At 46.3% G+C, this 22347-nt stretch carries 20 protein-coding genes; 7 read left to right on the forward strand and 13 right to left on the reverse strand.

Features of this window, described 5'->3' with window-relative positions; all coding sequences use genetic code 11:
- Window positions 1–4: 4 nt before the first annotated feature.
- From QUB24_RS05270 to QUB24_RS05280, 3 genes are all read right to left on the reverse strand, one after another.
- Window positions 5–880 carry a ChaN family lipoprotein gene (locus QUB24_RS05270; RefSeq protein WP_333151360.1) on the reverse strand — a complete coding sequence of 292 codons (876 nt, stop codon included), beginning with the start codon at window positions 878–880 and terminating at the stop codon, window positions 5–7.
- Between the two features lie 549 nt (window positions 881–1429).
- A complete protein-coding gene (locus QUB24_RS05275; protein ID WP_333151362.1) occupies window positions 1430–1591 on the reverse strand; it encodes a hypothetical protein in 162 nt (53 codons plus the stop codon).
- 87 nt (window positions 1592–1678) lie between these two features.
- On the reverse strand, window positions 1679–1954 hold the full coding sequence (locus QUB24_RS05280) for a hypothetical protein (RefSeq protein WP_333151364.1): 276 nt from the start codon (window positions 1952–1954) through the stop codon (window positions 1679–1681).
- A gap of 160 nt (window positions 1955–2114) precedes the next feature.
- On the opposite strand from QUB24_RS05280, the gene QUB24_RS05285 reads away from it, so the two are divergent.
- Together QUB24_RS05285 and QUB24_RS05290 are read left to right on the forward strand one after the other, a co-directional pair.
- On the forward strand, window positions 2115–2753 hold the full coding sequence (locus tag QUB24_RS05285; protein WP_333151366.1) for a peroxiredoxin: 639 nt from the start codon (window positions 2115–2117) through the stop codon (window positions 2751–2753).
- 300 nt (window positions 2754–3053) lie between these two features.
- A complete protein-coding gene (locus QUB24_RS05290; RefSeq protein ID WP_333151368.1) occupies window positions 3054–3638 on the forward strand; it encodes a Uma2 family endonuclease in 585 nt (194 codons plus the stop codon).
- Window positions 3639–3659: 21 nt separating this feature from the next.
- On the opposite strand, the gene QUB24_RS05295 is transcribed toward QUB24_RS05290, so the two are convergent.
- Window positions 3660–4271 (reverse strand): lipase family protein, encoded by a 612-nt coding sequence (locus tag QUB24_RS05295; protein ID WP_333151370.1) that lies wholly within the window; start codon window positions 4269–4271, stop codon window positions 3660–3662.
- Between the two features lie 155 nt (window positions 4272–4426).
- Here QUB24_RS05295 and QUB24_RS05300 point away from each other — a divergent pair, with 155 nt between their 5' ends.
- Together QUB24_RS05300 and QUB24_RS05305 are read left to right on the forward strand one after the other, a co-directional pair.
- The gene (locus QUB24_RS05300) at window positions 4427–5401 is read left to right on the forward strand and encodes a cysteine synthase A (protein ID WP_333151373.1); all 975 of its coding nucleotides are present in this window, start codon (window positions 4427–4429) and stop codon (window positions 5399–5401) included.
- A gap of 261 nt (window positions 5402–5662) precedes the next feature.
- Window positions 5663–5962, forward strand: coding sequence for a (2Fe-2S) ferredoxin domain-containing protein (locus QUB24_RS05305; protein WP_333151375.1), 300 nt, complete (start codon window positions 5663–5665; stop codon window positions 5960–5962).
- Window positions 5963–5976: 14 nt separating this feature from the next.
- Here the strand turns inward: QUB24_RS05305 and QUB24_RS05310 are convergent, their stop codons facing one another.
- From QUB24_RS05310 to QUB24_RS05340, 7 genes are all read right to left on the reverse strand, one after another.
- The gene (locus tag QUB24_RS05310) at window positions 5977–7206 is read right to left on the reverse strand and encodes a hypothetical protein (protein ID WP_333151377.1); all 1230 of its coding nucleotides are present in this window, start codon (window positions 7204–7206) and stop codon (window positions 5977–5979) included.
- Window positions 7207–7377: 171 nt separating this feature from the next.
- The gene (locus QUB24_RS05315) at window positions 7378–7731 is read right to left on the reverse strand and encodes an HNH endonuclease (RefSeq protein ID WP_333151379.1); all 354 of its coding nucleotides are present in this window, start codon (window positions 7729–7731) and stop codon (window positions 7378–7380) included.
- A 90-nt stretch (window positions 7732–7821) separates the two neighbouring features.
- The gene (locus QUB24_RS05320; protein WP_333151381.1) at window positions 7822–8445 is read right to left on the reverse strand and encodes a heme-copper oxidase subunit III; all 624 of its coding nucleotides are present in this window, start codon (window positions 8443–8445) and stop codon (window positions 7822–7824) included.
- A 171-nt stretch (window positions 8446–8616) separates the two neighbouring features.
- The gene (ctaD, locus tag QUB24_RS05325; protein WP_333151383.1) at window positions 8617–10422 is read right to left on the reverse strand and encodes a cytochrome c oxidase subunit I; all 1806 of its coding nucleotides are present in this window, start codon (window positions 10420–10422) and stop codon (window positions 8617–8619) included.
- 78 nt (window positions 10423–10500) lie between these two features.
- Window positions 10501–11502 (reverse strand): cytochrome c oxidase subunit II, encoded by a 1002-nt coding sequence (locus QUB24_RS05330; protein WP_333151385.1) that lies wholly within the window; start codon window positions 11500–11502, stop codon window positions 10501–10503.
- 221 nt (window positions 11503–11723) lie between these two features.
- Window positions 11724–12482, reverse strand: coding sequence for a class I SAM-dependent methyltransferase (locus QUB24_RS05335; RefSeq protein ID WP_333151387.1), 759 nt, complete (start codon window positions 12480–12482; stop codon window positions 11724–11726).
- Between the two features lie 112 nt (window positions 12483–12594).
- Window positions 12595–13608, reverse strand: coding sequence for an LD-carboxypeptidase (locus QUB24_RS05340; protein ID WP_333151389.1), 1014 nt, complete (start codon window positions 13606–13608; stop codon window positions 12595–12597).
- A 194-nt stretch (window positions 13609–13802) separates the two neighbouring features.
- Here QUB24_RS05340 and QUB24_RS05345 point away from each other — a divergent pair, with 194 nt between their 5' ends.
- Both QUB24_RS05345 and QUB24_RS05350 read left to right on the forward strand, forming a co-directional pair.
- The gene (locus QUB24_RS05345) at window positions 13803–15236 is read left to right on the forward strand and encodes a carotenoid oxygenase family protein (RefSeq protein ID WP_333151391.1); all 1434 of its coding nucleotides are present in this window, start codon (window positions 13803–13805) and stop codon (window positions 15234–15236) included.
- A gap of 712 nt (window positions 15237–15948) precedes the next feature.
- A complete protein-coding gene (locus QUB24_RS05350; RefSeq protein WP_333151393.1) occupies window positions 15949–16770 on the forward strand; it encodes an SDR family NAD(P)-dependent oxidoreductase in 822 nt (273 codons plus the stop codon).
- A 557-nt stretch (window positions 16771–17327) separates the two neighbouring features.
- On the opposite strand, the gene QUB24_RS05355 is transcribed toward QUB24_RS05350, so the two are convergent.
- On the reverse strand, window positions 17328–20747 hold the full coding sequence (locus tag QUB24_RS05355) for a tetratricopeptide repeat protein (protein ID WP_333151630.1): 3420 nt from the start codon (window positions 20745–20747) through the stop codon (window positions 17328–17330).
- 151 nt (window positions 20748–20898) lie between these two features.
- Between QUB24_RS05355 and QUB24_RS05360 the strand changes: the two genes are divergently transcribed.
- On the forward strand, window positions 20899–21162 hold the full coding sequence (locus QUB24_RS05360) for a hypothetical protein (protein ID WP_333151395.1): 264 nt from the start codon (window positions 20899–20901) through the stop codon (window positions 21160–21162).
- Window positions 21163–21454: 292 nt separating this feature from the next.
- On the opposite strand, the gene tsaB is transcribed toward QUB24_RS05360, so the two are convergent.
- Entirely contained in the window at window positions 21455–22345 is an 891-nt protein-coding gene (tsaB, locus tag QUB24_RS05365) for a tRNA (adenosine(37)-N6)-threonylcarbamoyltransferase complex dimerization subunit type 1 TsaB (RefSeq protein ID WP_333151398.1), read from the reverse strand.
- Window positions 22346–22347 lie beyond the last annotated feature (2 nt).

Consider the following 22347-nt stretch of genomic DNA (forward strand, 5'->3'; position numbering starts at 1 on the left):
CAAATCAATGCTGCCAAACAAAGTCAGCAATGGGTCTATCTGCCGACAAAACAGGATTGTCATTGGAATTGAGTAAAACCGATCGCATTTTTACATTCCCGACTCCCAAACGCCTCTCGACGCGACTGGGAATGCCGTAACCGTAAATAATGTGCCCTTTCCCCGCCAACACCACAACTTGATAGTCGGGGTTTGCTTTGACAAATTCAGCTATTTTTTCCGCCATAGTTTCGTCCCACAAAACTTGGGCTTGCAAAAATCTTTCAAAAGCCGTACTATTTCCCTGTGCAGCCTTTTGGTGTTGCTGGAAAACTTCTAGCAGCAGTTGCCGATATTCCGCGTTGTCGGTGCGAATTTCGGATATTGGGGGAATGTGCTTTTTTTCCTCGGCTGTGAGGCTTTCTAAACCTTGAGTGGCAACTTTTCTCGTTACTTCGGAGGGTGTATTTAAGGCGAGGACGGGTAGTTGATTTTCTTTGGCAAACCGCAAAATGGGGGCGTAAGATTCCCAGGGAAAACGCCATCTGCGATCGTACTCTGTTTCCTCGACTAATTGCTCTTCAGTCAGTTTACCTGCTAAGTAGTTGTCGATCGCGCTTTGAAAGGGACGCTGAAACATTTCCATCGCGATCGCAATTTTCCGATTTTGCCGCTGCATTTCTCGGATAATCTTTAGTTGAGCTTGGTGGTCTTCCGCGCTATCGTGGGTTTCTCCCAAATACACGACTTTTGCCTTCACCAACTGTTCCAGAATCTCTTGATTAGTGTAAGTCTGCGAAGGTTGAGGGTTCGCCGTCGTTGAAGCAGCCGCTGCACTGCTGCACAGCAGAAAGATGCTGAGCGATAAGGCGCACATTTTGATGAGTTTGGTTGTTTTCATACACACATTATGCCGTTTCTCGCAGCACCAAGCACAGCCGAACTCTACTATTTTAGCTGAGCAGCTAGAAAGCTCAATTCTTAATTTAACTTCATAATTATCGGCAGTTACTTCTAAAGTTGTAAAGTTTAGTTGCAGGTACTTGCGCTCCTAGAAGAAGGTGCTAAATTAATAATATGAAGCGAACAAAAAGCTTCTCTGACAGATACCACATCTAGATAGCACAGCGAAGTTCACAATAGAATCTAAGGAGTAAAAACGCTGTTTAATCTCACATCTGTCTCATTAAAAACCAATAGCAGCACCCACCAACAAAGCTGATACTTCCTCAACTAATTAGAGGGGAGCAATGCAAATGAATCCGAGGATTATTGCAACTCCACATCGAAGTTGAAAAAAGAGGAAATCACTCGGTACATATGGCTGGGTGCTGTTGTTGTTAAAAGAAATTTTCGGTTTGTGATTTATTTTTCAGTAGAGGCAGAGCCTCTAGATATGCGTTACCGGGCAGAGCCTGGTAACGAGCATACAAGGAGAAAAACTAGAAAATTACTGGAAAATAATCTCGTCTTCCTTTTGCCACGCGGGATCGACAATACAAATAAATATTAGCGGCTTTGTGCCACAGTTGTAAATAAACAGCTTGGCGTTGGGGGGAATGTAAACTGCATCTGGGGCTTCCACGAATTGATTTTCGTCGTCGATGTGCATCTATCCTAAAAATCTCTTTACCACAATTTAAGTTTAATTGAAAGAGCCAGAGATGTTAAGAAATATGTAAAGCGCCGATCGGATTTTTTAACCGTAAGTTCCCGAATGCCGTCGATAATCAGGACAGTCGATCGCATCTTCAGATAAAGCTATTGTAGGCTGAACGGGACACTTGAGGTGGTAGTCGCCGGTGAAAAATACGCAGTTAGCACAAGGGATTTGGTGCATCCGCTGAGCTCGGCGCAGGGAGTCGGCGACAGTACGCCCGATACTCGAAAATATCAAAAAAACTAAACCCCAGGCGGAGACAAAACACAGCGGGACTAAAACAGGCTGTATTGCCTTAAGCAAAAAGTAAAGCATAGCAATCAAATTTAGCGTTAGAAGCCACACATAGATTAGAGTAGTGGAATTGCCGATCGAGCGACCAAAAAGTTTAGAATCCTTTACAGCTCGATCGAGAAACCGGGTAATTATGGCATGATAAGGAACAGTCCTTAAATAAAATTAGAGGAAATCAGTTATGACTCTGCGATTAGGCGATACAGTTCCCAACTTTACCCAAGCTTCGTCTGAAGGGGAAATCAACTTCTACGACTGGGCTGGCGATAGCTGGGTCGTGTTGTTTTCCCACCCGAAAGACTATACTCCAGTGTGCACCACAGAACTCGGTGCAGTGGCCCGTCTCAAGTCGGAATTTGACAAGCGGGGCGTCAAAACCATTGCCCTCAGCGTCGATGATGTGGATTCTCACATGGGCTGGATTAAAGATATTGAGGAAACTCAAAACGTCACCCTCAATTATCCGATTTTAGCAGATGGCGATCGTAAAGTTTCCGACATTTACGACATGATCCATCCCAACTCGCTAAACAACTTAACAATCCGCACAGTTTTTGTGATTGACCCGGAAAAGAAATTGCGTTTGAGCATTACTTATCCCGCGAGCACTGGTCGGAATTTTAATGAAATTTTGCGAGTAATTGATTCCTTGCAACTTACCGACAAATACAGCGTTGCGACTCCGGTTGATTGGAAAGACGGCGACGATTGCGTCATCGTACCTTCGATTACCGACCCCGCAGAATTGGCAGAGAAATTTCCCAAAGGCTACACGCCGGTTAAGCCTTATTTGCGGATGACTCCTCAGCCGAATAAATAGGTTTAGCATTCCTGGACACAGAACCTAATTAGGTAAGGTGTGCAGTGCACACCTTACCTCTATAATTCGCACGTAATATCAAATCCGTTGACATCGGAATTATTATCTCTCTCTTCTCTTTCTCTGTGTTCTCTGTGCCCTCTGTGGTTTAATCATTCCGATACAACCGGAATTGAACCCACACCAGCTTATAGTTAGGACTTGAGTCCTTAATCCTGATTTTCGAGGACTCAAGTCCTCACTACAAACAAAGAAATTGTGCAATCTTGTGTAAACACTTTAGATTGGAGGAAAGGCAAAATGCTGTCATCAACAATTGTGTTGCGAATACCGCCCAAATTGCAAATGACAGACGACGAGTTTTTCGAGTTCTGTCAAATCAATAGTGAGTTACGAATTGAACGCAACAAATCGGGAGAATTGCTAATTATGCCCCCTACTGGTTCGGAGACGGGAAACCGAGAAGGTAATATATTTGGGCCGCTGTGGGTTTGGGCAGAACAAAATGGTACTGGTTTAGCGTTTACTTCGAGTACAGGATTTACTCTGTCAACAGGTGCACAAAAGTCGCCTGACGCTTCCTGGATTAAACTGGAAAGGTGGAATACTTTATCAAAAGCACAGCAAGAAAAATTTGCCCCGATTTGCCCTCACTTTGTAGTTGAACTCAGACCCGATTTTGAAGACTTAAAGCCATTGCAAGAAAAAATGCAAGAATATATGAGAGAACCAGGAGTTCAGTTAGGCTGGTTAATTGACCGCCAAAATCGCAGAGTTTATATTTACCATCCCGGTTTGCCCGAAGAATGTTTGGAGAATCCGGCTACAGTTAGTGGCGACCCGGTTTTGCCGGGATTTGTACTCAATATGAGTAAAATTTGGTAAGGCGAAATCGCAGGTATAAAATCACAGGAAATGACCAGTTTTTAAGAAGCTGGAGCATTGTTTCGCAACGATGGGTGCTACCAAGAGTCCGGTATGGGAAACAGGCAAAATAATATGTTTGGCAACACCCGTACAGCGAGTTTCTTCGACTGCAATTAGACTATCGTTAGGACGAGGCAAGCGCAACAACCAACCAGTACCGATATCCAAATTACCAGCAACGATTCCCACATCTCTATTGGGTGGCGGTAATATTCTATCGAACAATCCTGTCATGAGGCTGCGTCCTAAGATAAATCTTCCCCAAGATTTGCGACTCAATCTGCAAGCAAAGCTACTACCCTGATGGGGAGTACCTAATGTAACAATTCTTCCCGGACGTTGCTGCGGAAAGTTGTCAAACAATAGGTAAATTAATAGCCCACCTAAACTATGACCGACAAAGTGGATAGTATCAGCTTTTTCTGCTGTTAATATTTTTTGGAGAGACGTAACATTTTGCTTTAATGAATTTCCCCAAGCAGCATAGGAAAATTGTTTAATTCGATAGCCGTATTTTTGCAAGCGCCAGTGCAACAATAACATTTCTGCACCGCGAAGTCCAACACCGTTAACTAAAATGACAGTTTCCATGACACCTTACTAATTTGTATAGCATCTCAACTTTGAGTTGAGCTAGCTGCCTCTGAGATATCTTGAGATTCTACCTTCTTTCTTGCCTAATTAGACGTATAATGTTTGTCTGTTCGCGATAGTCTATAAATATAGCAGGCAAAAATCAAAAAAATATGGATATTAAAAACGGCTTTGTAGGCACAATAGGCAACACACCACTAATTCGCTTAAACAGCTTCAGCGATGAAACTGGCTGCGAAATTCTCGGCAAAGCAGAGTTTCTCAATCCCGGCGGTTCCGTTAAAGATAGGGCTGCTTTATACATCATCAAAGACGCAGAAGAAAAAGGCTTGCTGAAACCGGGCGGCACCGTTGTTGAAGGCACTGCGGGCAATACTGGCATCGGTTTGGCACACATTTGCAACGCGAAAGGTTATAAATGTATGATCGTGATTCCCGATAACCAATCTCAAGAAAAAATCGATGCTTTGAAAACCTTGGGCGCTGAAGTTCGGACTGTTCCCGCTGTTCCTTACAAAGACCCGAATAATTATGTCAAATTGTCGGGCAGATTGGCGGCAGAAATGGAGAATGCAGTCTGGGCAAATCAGTTTGACAATTTAGCCAATCGCCGAGCTCATTACGAGACAACTGGCCCGGAAATTTGGGAACAAACGAACGGTAAAATTGATGCTTGGGTAACAGCTACTGGTACAGGCGGCACTTTTGCTGGCGTAGGAATGTTTTTGAAAGAAAAAAATCCTGCTGTGAGAATTGTCTTGGCAGACCCGATGGGCAGCGGGCTTTACAGTTATTTCAAAACTGGGGAAATTAAGACTGAAGGTAGTTCGATTACTGAGGGAATTGGCACCACTCGTGTCACTGCAAATATGGAGAATGCCCCGGTAGACGATGCCATTCAAATTAACGATACTGAAGCTGTCCGCGTGATTTACCAACTGCTGAGGAAAGAAGGGCTGTTTATGGGCGGTTCTGTGGGGATTAATGTGGGGGCGGCTGTGGCTTTGGCGAAGCAAATGGGGCCTGGACATACGATTGTTACGGTACTCTGTGATGGCGGGGCTCGGTATCAGTCGCGTTTGTTCGATCGACAATGGTTGGCTTCCAAAGGTTTGTCACCAGATTAATTATAGGGTGCGTTGAAGTCTTAAGCTATCCCGCATCTAAATTGTATTTTTCGGGCGGGCGGGACGCCCAACCCCTACTCCCCAGGATAATTTGAGGAATTCAAAGCGATTGAATGCAGTTCAAGTTTAATGCTTTGTGGGATGGGCTTCTAGCCCGTCCAAAGTTTTCAACGACTTTCCTACAATTTGGGCATATATGCGCGCACCTATTCCCATGATAAAAAAATAGCAGATATCTAGCAGAATGTCAAGTAAAAAAACATGAAAATCACAGAATCTTCTAGGCAAGTTCTTGTTTGCCAAAACCGCACTTGTCGCAAGCAAAATTCAGCAAAGGTACTGGCAGCTTTTCAGAAATTGTCGCCCTCAGAAGTTGAAGTTGTTGCTAGCGGTTGTTTGGGACAGTGCGGCAACGGGCCGATGGTGTTGGTACTACCAGAAGAGGTTTGGTACAGCGGTGTTTGTCAGGAGGAAGTTGCGGCAATAACTGAGCAACATTTGCGGGGAGGAAAGCCGGTAGAGAGGATGCTTTACCGTAAGTTTCACCGACTTTCACATTAGTCGATCGCCCGCCTTTAAAATTCTTCCGCAAACAATCGGCGGAGAATTTCCGTGACTTCGGCGCAAAATCTGGCGTCGAGTTCGATCGCCAAGCGATCGACACTGGAACCGCCTACAGGTTTTTCAGCCCGCAAAGTCATGGCTAAAGTTCTGAGTTTTGCCGGCTTTCCCGCCGCTTTGGGCCGCTCGTCTACAAACCGCACTAAAGCCACATAAACTGTTTCTAGGGTTCCCCGGATCGAGCTCAGTCCGTAACCCAATTTTGAGATAATTACAGGAGAAGTGATGAGGCTATCCATCCCCAAAGTTTTAATTGCTACGTCCACATATCGAGCGCTGTCATGTCCCATTGCTCTGACAATGCTTTCTAAGCTGTTCCACTGAGATGCTTTCATGCGCGATCGCTGTTCGATGTGGAAGTGCCATCCTAACATGGAAATTAGCCTGGTCAAATCATAAGCAGATACGGTATTACTTTGTTTGGTACTGTTTAATGCCGCACTTAGCAGCACTTGTTTTTTGGTGAGATCGAAGATTTTGGGGTTGTTGTGATAAGGATTTTCGCCGTAATCGCCGCGAAAAATTAGGTCATTATTGCCAGTAGCGCTCTTCAGCCATTGCTCTAGTCCTATGCGAGTATCGAAGCGTTTGAACATCGCAGCTAAGGAGTTTGAACTTGCTATATTTGAGGCATAGCTAATCATGTCTTTTGCTAAATCGTAAAAGTAAAAATCGTGTCTTAGCCCGTTGCCATCTCTAACAACGCAGTTGTCAATGTCGCAGTCTGGATATTTGGTATTTACTTGACTGACGATATTAAGGAGTGCGATAATTTTAGTGGCACTCCACTGTTCAGCTTTGGTAAGTGCGTTTTTTCCCAGCCACTGCGCCTGAATTTTGCCATCTACAAAAGTACCAATGCAAACGCAGGCTTGTTTGATGTCTTCGTGGAGGAAATTTAAAGCTTGAGAGTTAATTTGAGGTAGTTCTCCCAGGCTGGGAAACGGGGTAAGTTTGAGGGGATTATTGGGGCCGGGAATAGAGCTAATTACTTTTAAGCCGTCGGGTTTCTGTTTGAGATAATCGGGATAGTTTTTAATGTGTTGTTGGTAAGGGGATTTTTCAATGCCCCTGTCTAAAAAAGCTAGTTTGTTGATGTTAGCTTGGGCATCTATTTCCATTTGGAGGTAGTTTTTGTAGATGCGCGCTCGGTCTTTTGCGAGTTCGAGGGAGGTGAGGTTCATGATAATTGTTGGCAGCTTGTTACAAATAAGTAAATCACTATACTAGGATTTACGCAAACAAACCGGGTTTCTCTATAAAATTTTGGGTTAGGAAACGAAAAATTAATGAAGAAACCGGGCGGCAGACAGTAACTGCGGCCAGGACTATATATCTGAGTTCGGGCTCTGCAATCAAGCTTTTTTGCCGCGTACTTGAATGCGTTTGTCGGTTTTTTGTTTCTTAATCCAAGAGAGAAATTTCTGGAGTTCAGGATCATTTTTGAGCTTTTCCAGGGTATTGAGCTCTTGGGCGAGGTGTTTGTTCTCAAATAGAGAGTGAATCTGGCGGTGACAGGCTGAGCAAATGTCGATTGTCGGGCTTGGATCTTCGTTTTTCCGCTTGGTGTTTTGTTTGGGGATGAGGTGATGGGCGGTTAATGCTTCCATTTGTCGATCGCACAATTCGCACTGCATAATTTTCTCAATGCTGCTGGATAGGAGAATTGCTACTTTTAGTTTAGCGCGATCGGCTTTGAGGAGGTGCATGAAAGGCGATCGCACTCTCCAAACAATAAAAAAACCCCCAATTGGGGGTCATACAAATCTCTTGTGGCAGAGGTTGAAAAGCCTCTGGGATCACAAAATATACAGTAACAGAAACAAAACAATCCAAATCACATCGACAAAGTGCCAGTAAATCTCAGTCGCTTCGATGCCGAAGTGGTGCTCGCTAGAATAGTGACCTTGGGTGCGCGATCGCCACACCACACCGGCCATCAGGAGCACTCCAAACGTAACGTGCAAGCCGTGAAAAGCAGTCAAAACGTAAAAGCAACTGGCATACAAATTCGTCGTCAAGCCAAACTCTAAATGAGTGTATTCGTAAACCTGACCTGCCAAGAAAACTGCGCCCATAGCAATAGTTACGAGCAACCAATTCCGCATTCCGGTGGCATCATTCTTTTTGATTGCAGTATCAGCATTGTGAATCACAAAACTGCTAGCAATCAAAATCACCGTATTAATTCCCGGCAGCAATAACTCTCGCCCCGGCGTACCTTCAGGAGGCCACACGGGGGCCATCGCCCGATAAATCAAATACGCGGCAAACATACCGAAAAATATCATGCCTTCAGCGCACAGGAACACAATTACACCTAACATTCGGTGGTCGGGATGCTCGACACCGTGTGCTTCTACTTCGCCCTCGTGGTGGTAATTTAGGGCTGTTTTTGTCGGATCGATCGCTGGAATTTGCATAAGAAATTGGTAATGAAGAAGTCAGTTGTCAGTTGTCAGTTGGCAGTTGGCAGTTGGCAGTTGGCATTAGTCATCAGTCATTAGTTAACAGTCAACAGTTAACAGTTAACAGTCAACAGTCAACAGTCAACAGTCAACAGTCAACAATGCCTAATGACTGATGACTAATAACTATTCGCCATCTTGACTTTCATCAGCAGGAGAATCAACATCTATCTCTGATTCAGGAGCGACCAAAGTGGCAGTACCGCCAAAGAAAGTTGAAGCTTGAGCCTCCGCAATAGGAATACCTGTTTTCTGGGCGTTGCGGGTGGCATTTTCCCTCAGCTTGAGCCTGAGACGTTCCCCTGTATTCTGAATTTTTTCCATGCCGTAATCGTAAGGCCCCGTTGCCAATACCGGCACTCCTTCAAAATTTTCGATCGGGGGCGGCGAAGTCGTCATCCATTCCAAACTCAAAGCTTGCCAAGGATTGTCACCTGCTTTCGGGCCGTACCTCCAGCTCCAAATCACATTAATGATAAACGGGATCGTAGACACTGCCAGCATATAAGCACCGACAGTACAAATGACATTAATTGTGGTAAATTTCGGGTCGTACATTGCCACCCGCCGGGGCATTCCTTGCATCCCCAAAGCGTGCATCGGCAAGAAAGTTACAGTAAAGCCCACATAGGTTAAAACAAAGTGAACTCTACCCCAAAATTCATTAATCATCCGCCCCGTCATTTTGGGGAACCAGTGGTAAAAAGCAGCGTAAATGCCAAACACTGAGCCGCCAAACAGCACGTAGTGTAGGTGAGCGACGACAAAATAAGTGTCGTGAACGTGAATGTCGAAAGGTACGGAAGCTACCATGATCCCGGTGATGCCACCGAGGACAAATGTTGAGATAAAACCCATCCCAAATAGCATGGCGCTGACAAGCCGGAGTTTTCCTCCCCAAATAGTTGCCAACCAGCTAAATATTTTAATCCCAGTTGGTACGGCGATGATCATAGTCGTGATCATAAAAAACATCCGCAGCCAGCCGGGAGTGCCGCTGGTAAACATATGGTGCGCCCACACGATCAAGCCCAAAAAGCTGATCGCGAGACTGGAATATGCGATCGCCAAATAACCAAAAATTGGCTTGCGGGAATGCACCGGCAAAACTTCTGAAATCACCCCGAAAAAGGGCATAATCATAATGTAAACTGCCGGGTGCGAATAAAACCAGAATAAATGCTGGTAGACGATGGGATCGCCGTTGCCTGTCGGGTTAAAAAATGCCGTTCCCGCTAACAAGTCAAACGACAGCAAAATCAAAGCTGCGGCTAAGACTGGAGTAGCAATCAAAGTCAGCGCTGAAGTCGCAATCATCGCCCAGCAAAACAAGGGCATATCATTGAGACCCATGCTGGGAACCCGCATGGTGAAGATGGTAATGGCAAAATTCACCGCCCCCAAAATCGAAGAAGTTCCCAGAATCAAAACGCTGAGAATCCAAATTTCTTCCCCGGCTTGAGCAGTAACTAAGCTCAAAGGCGGATAGGAAGTCCAACCCGCCTGTGGAGCTCCTACCAAAAAACTGCTCAACAGCAACACGCCGCCTACGGGAATCATCCAAAAGGCAAGGGCATTCAGCCGGGGAAATGCCATGTCTTTGGCCCCGATCATTAAGGGGATCAAAAAGTTAGCAAATCCGGCTCCGGCGGGTACGATCCACAGGAAGATCATCACCGTCGCGTGAACAGTAAATAAACTGTTGTAGAGTTCGGGGGTGACAAAATCGGCGTCGGGGGTGGCGAGTTCTGTTCGCACCAAAGTTGCCATCACGCCGCCGATTAGATAGAAAATAAATGTTGTTACCAGGTATTGAATACCGATGACTTTGTGGTCGGTATTAAAAGTGAAGTAGTCGCGCCAATGTCTATCGGCGGGCGCTGTTCCGCGAGCCTCAGTGTTTGCACTTTCTTGGAACTGTGCTTGTGTCATAGTTATTAGTCATTAGTTATTAGTCATTAGTTATTAGCTAAGGATCAAAGACCCAGTGCCAGGAACTAATGACTATTTTTAGTGATGAGTTGGGTGAAGTTGTTCTAGGGTTTCGGAATTAATTTTTATTTCCCTGACGTAGGGAGCCAAAAATTCACCGTCTGACAATTCCCCTGGATTGACTGCAACTGCTTGCTCTAAGTTTTGAGTGCTAGCAACTTGCTGGCTTTGCAGCCAACCGTCGAATTCTTCGGGCGTGTGAACGACTGCTACAGCTTTCATCGCTCCGTGATAAGCGCCGCACAATTCAGCACAAACAACCCGGTATTCGCCGGTTTTAGTTGGTGTAAATCTCAGTTCGCTCGGCCGCCCAGGAATTGCATCTTGTTTGAGGCGAAATTCTGGCATCCAAAATGCGTGCAGCACGTCTTGGGCTGAGATATTTAGCTGTACGTCGCGGTTGGCTGGCATATGCAGTTCGCCGGAACTAACGCCGCTTTCTGGATAGCTAAAAATCCAGGCGTACTGCAAACCTGTGACATTGACAACTAAGTCTGCTGGTTTGTCTTCATTTTCTGGGGAAGCGCCTACGCCTAAAGCAACAAGTTTTCTAGACGGAATTTGAGGGGCGTTTTGGGGTGTATCTGAGAGTGTGGCTGCGATCGCACTTCCCCGCATTTTAGAGTGCGCTTGCATGGTGCCGTGGTCATGATTGCCCATCGGATCGAGGCCTCCCATTGAGTTGTAAATCTCAAAACTGTAGACTCCGATTCCTAAAATAATCACCGCCGGCACGGCTGTCCAAAGAATTTCTAAGGGAAAGTTGTCATGCCAAGGCGGCCCGTCTGTGTTGTCTCCTTGACGGCGGCGATATTTAATTGCAGCAACGATGAGAATTCCCTGCACCATGATAAATAGTCCAGTGGAAATGGTCATCATTGTATTGAATAGTCCGTCTATCTGGGATGCTTCGTCAGAGGCGGCGATCGGCATCAAACCGTGATTCTGCCCGTACCAGAGACTGATCAGAGTCACTCCGATGCCGGCGAGCATGGTGAGGATGGAACTTGGAATGTTCACGCTGGTACTTCTTAATAGCGACACTTCTTCGCTTGAAAAATGAAGGAAGCGCCTCTGGGTTATCAATTTTTAATTGTAAATGGTATTTTTAGTAAAATGTCTCTCTTAAGGGTTACTTAAGGCTTAGAATTTTTGACCGATCGCCCGATCGCCTCACAAGTACGTCTTTTGTACCTTGACAAAAATGAGTAAAAATGGTAAAGAATCGCTCTGTTTGGCTGCTAAATTTGAGATTTTTTCTCAAACACCATCAAATGCTGCTGGGGTAACATATCTTTTGTCTCTTTCCATACTAAACCGACGGCGGCCATTTCTTTTTTCACCTGCTTCTGCGTCATTTTGTGCAAACCTTTAATGGGAATCAGCGGGTTTTCGCCCCGATACTCGATCGATACCGTGCGGCCTCCCGGTTTGAGTGCTTTCACAATTCCTTGCATCATTTCTCTGGGATATGCAAATTCGTGATAAGCATCCACCATCAAAACTAAATCTACGCTGTTTTCCGGCAAATTCGGATTGTCGATACTGCCCAAAACTGGCTCAACGTTAGCAATATTTTTTTCTTTTTTATTCAATTCCAGAAAATTAATCATTTCCGGCTGCACGTCAACGGCTAAAACCTTTCCTTCTGGAACTAAGGGAGCGATGCGAAAGCTAAAATATCCCGTTCCTGCTCCAATGTCGGCGACAATATCGGTTGGTTTTAAATCGAGATTGTTGACTAATCGAGCTGATTTTTCTTCCATGCCGCGAGACGGTCTTTCTAGCCAACCAGCGCCTTGATATCCCATGACTTGGGCAATTTCTCGACCCATGTAAAATTTACCAATGCCGTCGGGATTGTGGACGGTTCGCTGCTGATAAATGGTGTCGCTGTTGGCGGTTTTACTGGCTGCTGCACAGGCATTGAGCGGCAACAGGCAAAGAATTGTCAAGATTATTACTGTTAATGCTTTAAGGAATTGTGCAGCTTTTTTCACGATATTTCTGATTTTGTGTTTAAATTTATTTCTCGTTTTCTCGTTCCCTGGCTCTGCCGGGGAACGCAGATCCAGAGGCTCTGCCTCGGTAATATCCAGAATAGTTCAAGATTTAATTGACAGCGGATTCTAACAATCTGATTGTACCAGAATTTGCGTCAATTTCGACTTGTTTGCCGATCGGCAAAGTGAACTGCTCCCGGATGTGTCCCACCATTGAACCATACCACGCAGGGATATTTAAAGGGCGAATGTGGTCGGACAAGACTTGAGGCAAGGTTAGGGACTCTTGGGGTTTTTCAGCTTCGCACTTGGTACACTGTCCGAAAATAAAACCGGATATTTTATCAAGAATGCCCGCTAATTTAAGCTGCGTCAACATTCTATCGATGCGATAAACCTCTTCGCCCACTTCTTCAACAAACAAAATACTGTTTTCCCATGTCGGTAAATATGCAGAACCGACCATTGCTGCTATTACTGATAAATTGCCGCCGATGAGTTTTCCCCTAGCGGTTCCGCGCCCGATTGTTTCAACTTGCACGCTTTTGGAGTTTTGCATGGTCACAGAGCCTCCGTCAAACAAAACTTTTTTGACGTAATTTACTGTCAATGGACTCCAAGTTGACACACCTAAAGGGCCGTGAAAAGTAACTATATTAGTTTTAGCATAAATCGCCAATAACAGCGCCGTAATATCACTAAATCCCATAATTATTTTTGGATTGTTGCGGATAATATTGTAATCTAGGAGTGGCAATATCCGACCACAGCCCCAGCCCCCCATTCCGGTAAAAATAGCTCGCACTGAGTCATCGGCAAAGGCTGCGTTGACATCGGCGGCGCGATCGGCATCCTTGCCGGCTAAATAGCCGTAGCGGTCGTAAAAATGCTCTCCCAATTTAACTTTTAAACCCAGGTTATCCAGAACTTTAAAAAATGGCTGCACTTCTTTTTCGTAGTTGAAAGCTGCAGGATTGATTAAAGCTACAGTATCGCCGACTTGCAGGCGGCGCGGCTCGATCGCACTTTTGGGAGATAGGTTGGTTTGGGCGAGTGGCAAAAGCTGAGTACCAATAGCAGTCAGCCCAAAAGTTCTGATCAGAGCACGGCGGCGGAGAGTCATAGGTGTTATACCCTTGTTCGATTAAGTGAGGTACAGGTTGAGATTTTAGATTTTAGATTTTAGATTTTAGATTGGGGGATTGAGCAATTGTTAATTCATTGATGAATGGCTCACGCGAGAACTGTTATAGATGGTTTTTGCTATAATTGTATAGCAAAATATCTGTCAGATCAGTTTAAAATTGCGAGTTTCAAATGAAAACAGACACTAAAATCTCAGCTAAAAAATCTTGGGCTAAATCTTTAGCCAGTCCGGCGGCAGAGTTTCCGCTGACTCAGCTATCGGTTAAAACTGGTAAAATTCCCGACGGATTGCGCGGCACTCTCTACCGCAACGGGCCCGGACGTTTGGAACGCGGCGGTGTTGCTGCGGGACATTGGTTTGATGGCGACGGTGCAATTTTGGCAGTACATTTTACCGATGTCGGTGCTACGGCTGTTTATCGCTACGTGCAAACAGCGGGATATCTAGCTGAAGAAAAAGCTGATAAATTTCTCTACAGTAATTATGGCATGACAGCACCGGGCCCTGTGTGGTTGCGGTGGACTAAAACTGTTAAAAATGCTGCCAATACTTCTGTTTTAGCTTTGCCCGATCGCCTTTTGGCATTGTGGGAAGGTGGCCCGCCTCACCGCCTCGATTTGCAAACCCTGGAAACTCAGGGAACGGACGATTTAGGCAGTTTAGATAGTAAATTTGTTTATTCTGCTCACTGCAAGCGCGACCCGATTACTGGCAATATTTTCAACTTTGGAGTTACCAACGGTGCGACTACAAAGTTGAATCTGTATAAAAGCGATTTTACTGGCCAAGTCGTGCAACAATCAACAGTTGCTTTAGATGGAATTTACGCGCTCCACGATTTTGTTTTTGCGGGAAAGTATCTGATATTTTTCATCCCGCCGGTGCAAGTCAATTTTTTGCCCTTGTTAACGGGAATTAGCAGTTATAGCGAGTCCTTTCAGTGGAAACCGGAGTTAGGTACTCAGATATTAATTTTTGACTCTGAAACTCTCTCTTTAGTTAGTCGCGGCGAAACCGAACCTTGGTTTCAGTGGCATTTTGCTAATGGTTTTGTGAAGGAAGATGGTTCGGTGGCGGTAGATTTTGTGCGCTTCGCTGACTTTCAAACTAATCAGCGACTGAAAGAAGTACCGACTGGTGAAACTAGCACCGATGCGGAGGGTACTCTTTGCCGAGTGCATCTCAATCCTCTGACGGCGAAAGTGATAGGAATAGAAGAATTGTTGGATAAACCTTGTGAGTTTCCGGTTGTACCGGCGGACGAAGTAGGACAAGACGCACGATATATTTATCTGGCAATGTATCGCCCTGACGTTGATATTGTACCGGAACGTTATGGTGCGATCGCCCGTTTGGACACGCAAAGCCGCAATCTCACAATTGCCGACTGTGGCGAAAATCGCTATCCCGCAGAGCCCATCTACGTTCCAGATATTTCCTCGGAAAAAGGTTGGATAGTAACAGTTATTTATGACGGCAATTCTGATAGCAGCGAAGTCTGGATATTTGACAGCGACGGACTTTCCCGCGAACCTGTTTGCAAGCTAGAATTGCCCGGTGTCATACCTTTGGGCTTTCACGGCACTTGGAAATCGGCAGTCTGAGAAAATTGTAAAGAAGTGTTGCGGAAGATTTATTAAAAATTGTTGCCGCTTCTCTGTCAAGTTGTTAAGGTGTGTGTAGATAGGAAATTCTCATATCTAGGAGGTGTGGAATTGATAATCTGCATTGCTCAATTATCCTGTGCCCATTCGCACGAATCCCCGGCGATTGTAAGTCGCCGCTGCACAGGATTTCGTCTGCCTCTGCGGACTAAAACAAGGGGTAATTAAGCCCCGAACAATGACCAATTCGGGGTGAATATTCCCGGCGAATAAATTCGCGACTACACAGGCCAAGTCCGCCTCTGTGGACTGAAGAAAACCAATTCCCGGCGATTTTATTCGCGGCTATACAGGCAAAGTCCACCTCCGCGAACAGAAGAAAAAGCGGTAATAAAGCCCGCTTGGCCATGATTTCCGACTCGGTTTGCCCATCTCAGGTTTGTCTGCTTGCATGAGGTTACATGACCAGATATTTGACTGATTCCTGGCAAACCAAAAGTTTAGTTCAACTCACGCGCACGTTAGCGATTCAACAGTTTTGGGTTTTGAGTTAACCCCACGAATAAATTAGGCTTATCGGAACAAGATAGCCTTTTCAACAATTATGAATTATGAGTTGTTACCGCCAAAACATCCAACTCATAACTAATAATTCACAACTCACAACTCATAACTCCGTGCCGCGATGAGTATCTACCAAAAGGTTTAATCTATGCAACTTCAAGGAAAAACAGCTCTTGTTACAGGAGCTTCGCGCGGAATTGGGCGATCGATCGCCCTGGCATTAGCGAGACAAGGAGTCAAACGCTTGTTGATTGTGGCGCGCAACCGCAAGCAATTAATTGAACTGGCAGAGGAAATCGATGTTTTGGGCACAGAAGTAGTGCCGTTAGCTTTAGATTTAACTCAGTCAGTTGCGGTGAATATTGCGATCGCCCAAGCTTGGCGAGATTGCGGCCCGATTCACCTGCTAGTCAACTGTGCAGGCGTCGCCCACCAAGCATCATTCTTACGTTCCCCGCTGCCATTAATCGAGGAAGAAATCGCCTTAAACTTGCTCGGAACCTACACAATTACCCGCTTGATAGCTCGGCGAATGGCGACTCAAAAAGAGGGAACAATCGTCAATGTTTCGAGCTTAATGGGCAAAATTGCCGCTCCCACAATGGCGACTTATTCTGCTACCAAATTTGCGATTTTGGGATTCACCCAAGCTTTGCGTAGCGAGTTAACTCAGTACAATGTTCGAGTCACAGCTTTGCTGCCCTCTCTAACAGATACCGACATGGTGCGAGACTTGGAACAATTCCGGTGGGTAGTGCCCACAACTCCCGAAAAAGTTGCCCTAGCACTTGTCGCGGGATTGCACAAAGATGCGCCGGAAATCTTGGTAGGATGGCAAAGTCATCTAGCAGTTTGGTGTCACCGAATTGCGCCTTGGTTGCTGGATTTCGTGTTGCGGATGGCGACTCCCGAACTTCGGGATAAATCGCGGGGCCGTAAATTGCGGGAGGCTTTAGCTAGCGGGCGATAAACTTTTTTATGGGCGGGATCTTCGGCTATTGGTGTCAACTTAAGCTGTCAGCCCGCCCACCCGGTAGTCAGCCCGCCCACCCGGTAGTCCGCCAGGGATTGAAATCCCTGTCTCATAGCTAAAGTCCTCTGAAGAGGACTGGGAAAAAGAATTTTTGACGTTGCTGATTCACGGTAGGAATCAACTTTTTGCTTGATGTTACAAAACTCACCATAGTTGTCTTATCGCAATTGGAAAATATGAATTCCTACCTGTATTCAGCAACGCCGAATTTTTAAACTCATGAGTCCTCTTCAGAGGACTTTAGCTATGAGACAGGGAATTCATTCCCTGTCGGACTATCGGACTATCGGACTATCGGATTGTCGGATTGTCGGATTGTCGGATTGTCGGATTGTCGGATTGTCGGATTGTCGGACTATCGGACTATCGGACTATCGGACTGTCGGATTGTCGGACTGTCGGACTACCGGTTTAACGTTAAGTTGACACCAATGGGCACGGTGCGGTGTCCCTACAAGGGCTATGTACTTACTTACCAGCAAAAGTGCTGTATATCATTTCCACTCCCCTTGCAAGGTAAAAGCAGCCCAATAATAGGGAGATTTCCATTTTTCCTGCTGCATCATTTCAATCTGCGCGGCCCTCAAAGCTGCCGCCGGCGCTAACTTTTGTTGTAGCATTTTTTGATAAAACTTTTGCATTAACACAGCAGTTCCTTCATCATCCACACTCCACAAACTCACCGCCACCCGCTGAGCTCCCGCATACATAAAACCCCTCGTTAATCCCACCATTCCTTCGCCTTTAACATTCTGTCCCATTCCCGATTGACAAGCACTTAAAACCACTAAATTTGCCGCCAGTTTCAAGTTGAAAATATCCGTGAGGCGCAAAAAGCCATTGACAAGATTGCCCTTGTCATCTACCATCGACATCACAATTCCTGACAGTTCGGGATTTTTGCTGTTGGCCATGCCGTGGGTGGCGAAATGCACGATTTGATAATTTGCTAAGTTTCCATCGGTAGCAGTAGTGCGACTGGCATCAATATCAAATATTTGACGGCTAGAAGCTGAGGGGAATAAGCTGGATATTGTTTGGGCTTCTTGGCGGGTAAATGCGAGGCGTTTTGGCGGCCATTCCCGATTAGAAGCACGAAGCGAGCGATTTAAACCGAGGTTATTTGCTTCTAACTTTTCTGTTGTTGCTTGGGTTATTTTTCCTTTAATTCTTTCATCGTCTGGACTGAAAACAGGATCGGCTAAAATTGCTAAAGTTTGGCTTGGCGGTTTTCTATCTCCGTAATTTTGCCTGAGAATAGCGAGACTTGAGGCAGAAGGCAGGGTAATAATTTCATGTGAGGCAATTAAGGGAACATTGGTATTTTGTCCCCTGGTTTGGGGAAGAGTTAAAGCCGGAAAAGGGGTATAGTGCAGCACGCCGTCGGGAACAATTAATAAGCGTTTATTGCCTAATTGGGCTGCTGCGGGCTGTAAAATTAATTGACTTAGATTTGCACTCGCTTCGGCAACTTTTTGGGGAATATCTCTGTGGATTGGGCTAGTTATTGCGTCTCGGAAATTGCGGGCTGCTGTTTCAAGGTCAACCTGTTTTGGTAATTCATAGCTGGTTAGTCCCTTTTGGCTAACGACCCACAAATAACTGCCGTATGCGCCAAGGGAATACTGCAATAAAATCGTGTTTTCATCGAGAATCTGTTTCTGAATTTCTGGCAGGGTTAAAGGTTGGGGTTGGGTGAGGGCTGCATAGCGGGGGCTGGCGGTACGAATCTTGGTTTGAAGTTCCTGATATTGTTGCAAAAGTGCGAGTCGCTGTTTGTCGATTTCAGCGATTTTAGTTTGATTAGGATTGGGGCTGCTGATTGCTTCGATGCGCTGCTTTTCAATGGCATCGAGTTGCTGTTGGACGGTCTTTTCTTGTTGCAGTAAATCGGGGGAAATGCCTTCGCGAATGTTGGCGTTACTTTCAAAGAGGAGTTCGAGGAGACTGCGGGCCCTCGAACCTTCGCTGGCTTCTAAGGCTTTTGTATCGTAACCGGATTTAGGATGAGTTTTATGCAGTTGCATTAACAAATCGATGTAGAGTTCGTAGTAGTTTTGTACTGTGGCAAAGTATGAGCTGCGGAGTTCTGGGCTGGCTATTTTGGTACGGAGGTTTTCGATGATTTTGAGAGAGGATTCAATGTCGTTGAGGGCTTCGGTAAGATTGTTTTGGTCGCGTTTGACAGAAGCTATATTGTAAAGAGTGGCAGCTTCCCCACCGCGATCGCCTGTTGCCCGACTTAGGGGAAGCGACTGGCTGTAATACTCTAGCGCTTTCTGTTGTTCTCCCAATTCTGAGTAGACAGTGCCGATGTTGTTGAGGCTGCTAGCTTCCCCGCGGCGATCGCCTCTTGCCCGACTCAGGGGAAGCGACTGGCTGTAATACTCTAGCGCTTTCTGTTGTTCTCCCAATTCTGAGTAGACAGTGCCGATGTTGCTGAGGGTGGTAGCTTCCCCGCCGCGATCGCCGACGGCCCGATCCAGGAGAAGGGATTGGCTGTAATATTGTAAAGCTTTTTGTTTCTCTCCCAAATCTGAGTAAACCAAGCCAATGTTGTTGAGGGTAATCGCTTCGCCGCGACGATCGCCGGCTGCTTGTTTCAGGGTCAGGGATTGGCTGTAATATTCTAAAGCTTTCTGTTGTTCTCCCAAATCATCGTAGACACTGCCGATGTTGTTGAGAGTGGTAGCTTCCCCGCGGCGATCGCCTACTGCTCCTTTCAGCGCAAGGGATTGGTTGTAATACTCTAGGGCTTTCTGTTTCTCTCCCAAATCGTCGTAGACACGGCCGATGTTGTTGAGGGTGGAAGCTTCCCCAGGGCGATTACCGAGAGCCCGACTCAGGGGAAGGGATTGGTTGTAATACTCTAGCGCTTTCTGTTTCTCTCCCAATTCTGAGTAGACACTGCCGATGTTGTTGAGGGTGCGAGCTTCCTCATCGCGATCGCCTGTTGCCCGACTCAGGGTCAGGGACTGGCTGTAATACTCTAGCGCTTTCTGTTTTTCTCCCAATGCTGAGTAGGCGCTGCCGATGTTGCTGAGGGTGGTAGCCTCCCCACCGCGATCGCCTACTGCACGTCTCAGGGTCAGGGACTGGCTGTAATATTCTAAGGCTTTCTGTTTTTCTCCCAAATCATCGTAGACACTGCCGATGTTGTTGAGGGTGGTAGCTTCCCCACGACGATCGCCTACTGCACGTCTCAGGGTCAGGGACTGGCTGTAATACTCTAGTGCTTTCTGTTTTTCTCCCAAATCATCGTAGACACTGCCGATGTTGTTGAGGGTAATAGCTTCCCCACCGCGATCGCCTACTGCCCGCAATAGGTGAAGCGACTGGCTGTAATACTCTAGCGCTTTCAGTTTTTCTCCCAATTCTGAGTACACACGGCCGATGTTGTAGAGGGTGTTCGCTTCCTGTGCGCGATCGCCGACGGCCCGATCCAGGGGAAGGGACTGGCTGTAATACTCTAGCGCTTTCTGTTTTTCTCCCAATTCTGAGTAAACATAGCCGATGCGGATGAGGGTTCTCGCTTCCTGCGCGCGATCGCCCACAGCCCGACTCAGGGGAAGGGACTGACTGTAATACTTTAGCGCTTTCTGTATTTCTCCCAATTCTGAGTAAATACCGCCGAGCCAGGCGAGAGTTGTAGCTTCCCCAGAGCGATCGCCCGCTTCTCGATAAAGCTTTAATGCTTCTTCCAACTTGACGATCGCACTTCTTTTTGAGTCCGCTGTTCCTTGCTGGTAAAGTTTCTCTGCCTCTTCAAATACTTTTTTGGCAGCGTCGCTACTGTCAGTTTGTGCTGTTTGTACGGTTTTGCCAACGGGCACGGCTGCTGCAACTGGCTGACTTAGCTGAAGCGAAAGCGCGATCGACATACCCGCCAAAAACCATTGAGTGCGATCGAGCATAACCACCCTTTTTGTATTTTTGTCGATTTTACTCACTAGCTCGCTTAGTGTAAAGGCAGGAAGAAGTCAGGGCGATCGGCATATTTGCTAGAGTGAACGAGTAGGTGCGATTCCCTGCGGGATCGCTACGCCGCGCGTACTTTTTCCCAGCATGAACAACATCCTAACTACCCCCGATCCCGTAATAAGCCACTGGGATTGCCCCGAATGCGGCGGCACCGGTACCCTCAGCCCAGAAATTTGCCCTGTTTGTCTCGGAGCAAAATACATCGATCTCGCTACCATAACGAACTGGATGCTCGATTTTATGGAATCTCGCGGCTGCGATCGAGCTGAGATCGAGCAATTGCGAACCGAAAACCCAGACCCGCTAACATTAACTTTTTGCCTCGAAGTTTGTATCGCCCTTAAATAAACAACGATATCAAGTCTGCTTAATTGCTTATAAAGCATTTACGGGCACCGCGCATCGGGCATCGGCCATCGGCCATAGTCGGAAAAAAAACGCACTCTACAAGTTGATTTAATTTATATCTTGCATTATTCTAAATTAGCCTTTTAGGAACAGGCAAGATGCCTGTTCCACAAAGAGTAGATTCTCTTGTGGAACAGGCATCTTGCCTGTTCTTGACAATGGTGCAAGATGTGAGTTTAACTGAAACGAAATAATGCCCAATTCCCTATTCCCAATGCCCTATTCCCAATATTCAGTGTCCCTTAACCGGATGTTGCCCGTAAAAAGGCAAAGCATCCGACCAATCAGGGTGACTTCCTTGTTTCCACTCCCAATAAGCCAATTCCAACACACTAGAAACCGACCAACCCAACTCGCTGCCCACTTCAATTAACTGATAAGAATTTTCCCAACTTTCCAACTTTTCCTGCCAAGATTCCGCCGTCATTACAGTATCAGGAAACAACTCAGTTAAACCAGAATCTTTGTTAACTGAATAAACAGCGCCAAACAATTGTCCCCGCTGTGCAGGCATTTGCAGCGCCATATCCTTTCTCAAAAGCCCCCCCTTAGCAAGGGGGGATTGAGGGGGTTCCGTATTCAAAAGCCCCCCCTTAGCAAGGGGAGGTTGGGGCAGGGCGGTTTCATTTTCTTGTAGGGGCAAACCCTCGTGAAGAGCCCCGATGCCTGAAATGCCCATGAAATCATCTGTGGGTGGGGGCGGGCACGGGGGCACCGCCCCTACAAAATCGCGGGAAGGTTCTGCACTCAAAAGCCCCCCCTTAGCAAGGGGGGGTTGGGGGGGTGCCGCCCAAGCCACAGCCGCCAAAGTTGAAACCGCAAAAACAGGAATATCCAACTGTTGAGCCAAAGTCCGCGCAGTCACCATACCCATGCGAGTCCCCGTGAAACCTCCGGGCCCCTTCGCCACTGCAATAAAAGCCAAATCCGCCCAAGTTTGCGGCCCAATAAACTCTACTAAATACTGATGCAAATGAGTTGCTAAATCCCGATCCAAATTCCAAGTTTGGCAGCGAGAATCCCCGGCAAAATTGCTGATGGCTAAACCGAGTTCGCGACTAGCTGTGTGCAGGGCTAAGCCGTATTTTTTAACTGATGTTCCGTCTTGGGGATTGCTATTCACGA

This window comes from Microcoleus sp. B9-D4 (assembly GCF_036705105.1).
In the GTDB taxonomy this organism is placed as follows: domain Bacteria; phylum Cyanobacteriota; class Cyanobacteriia; order Cyanobacteriales; family Microcoleaceae; genus Microcoleus.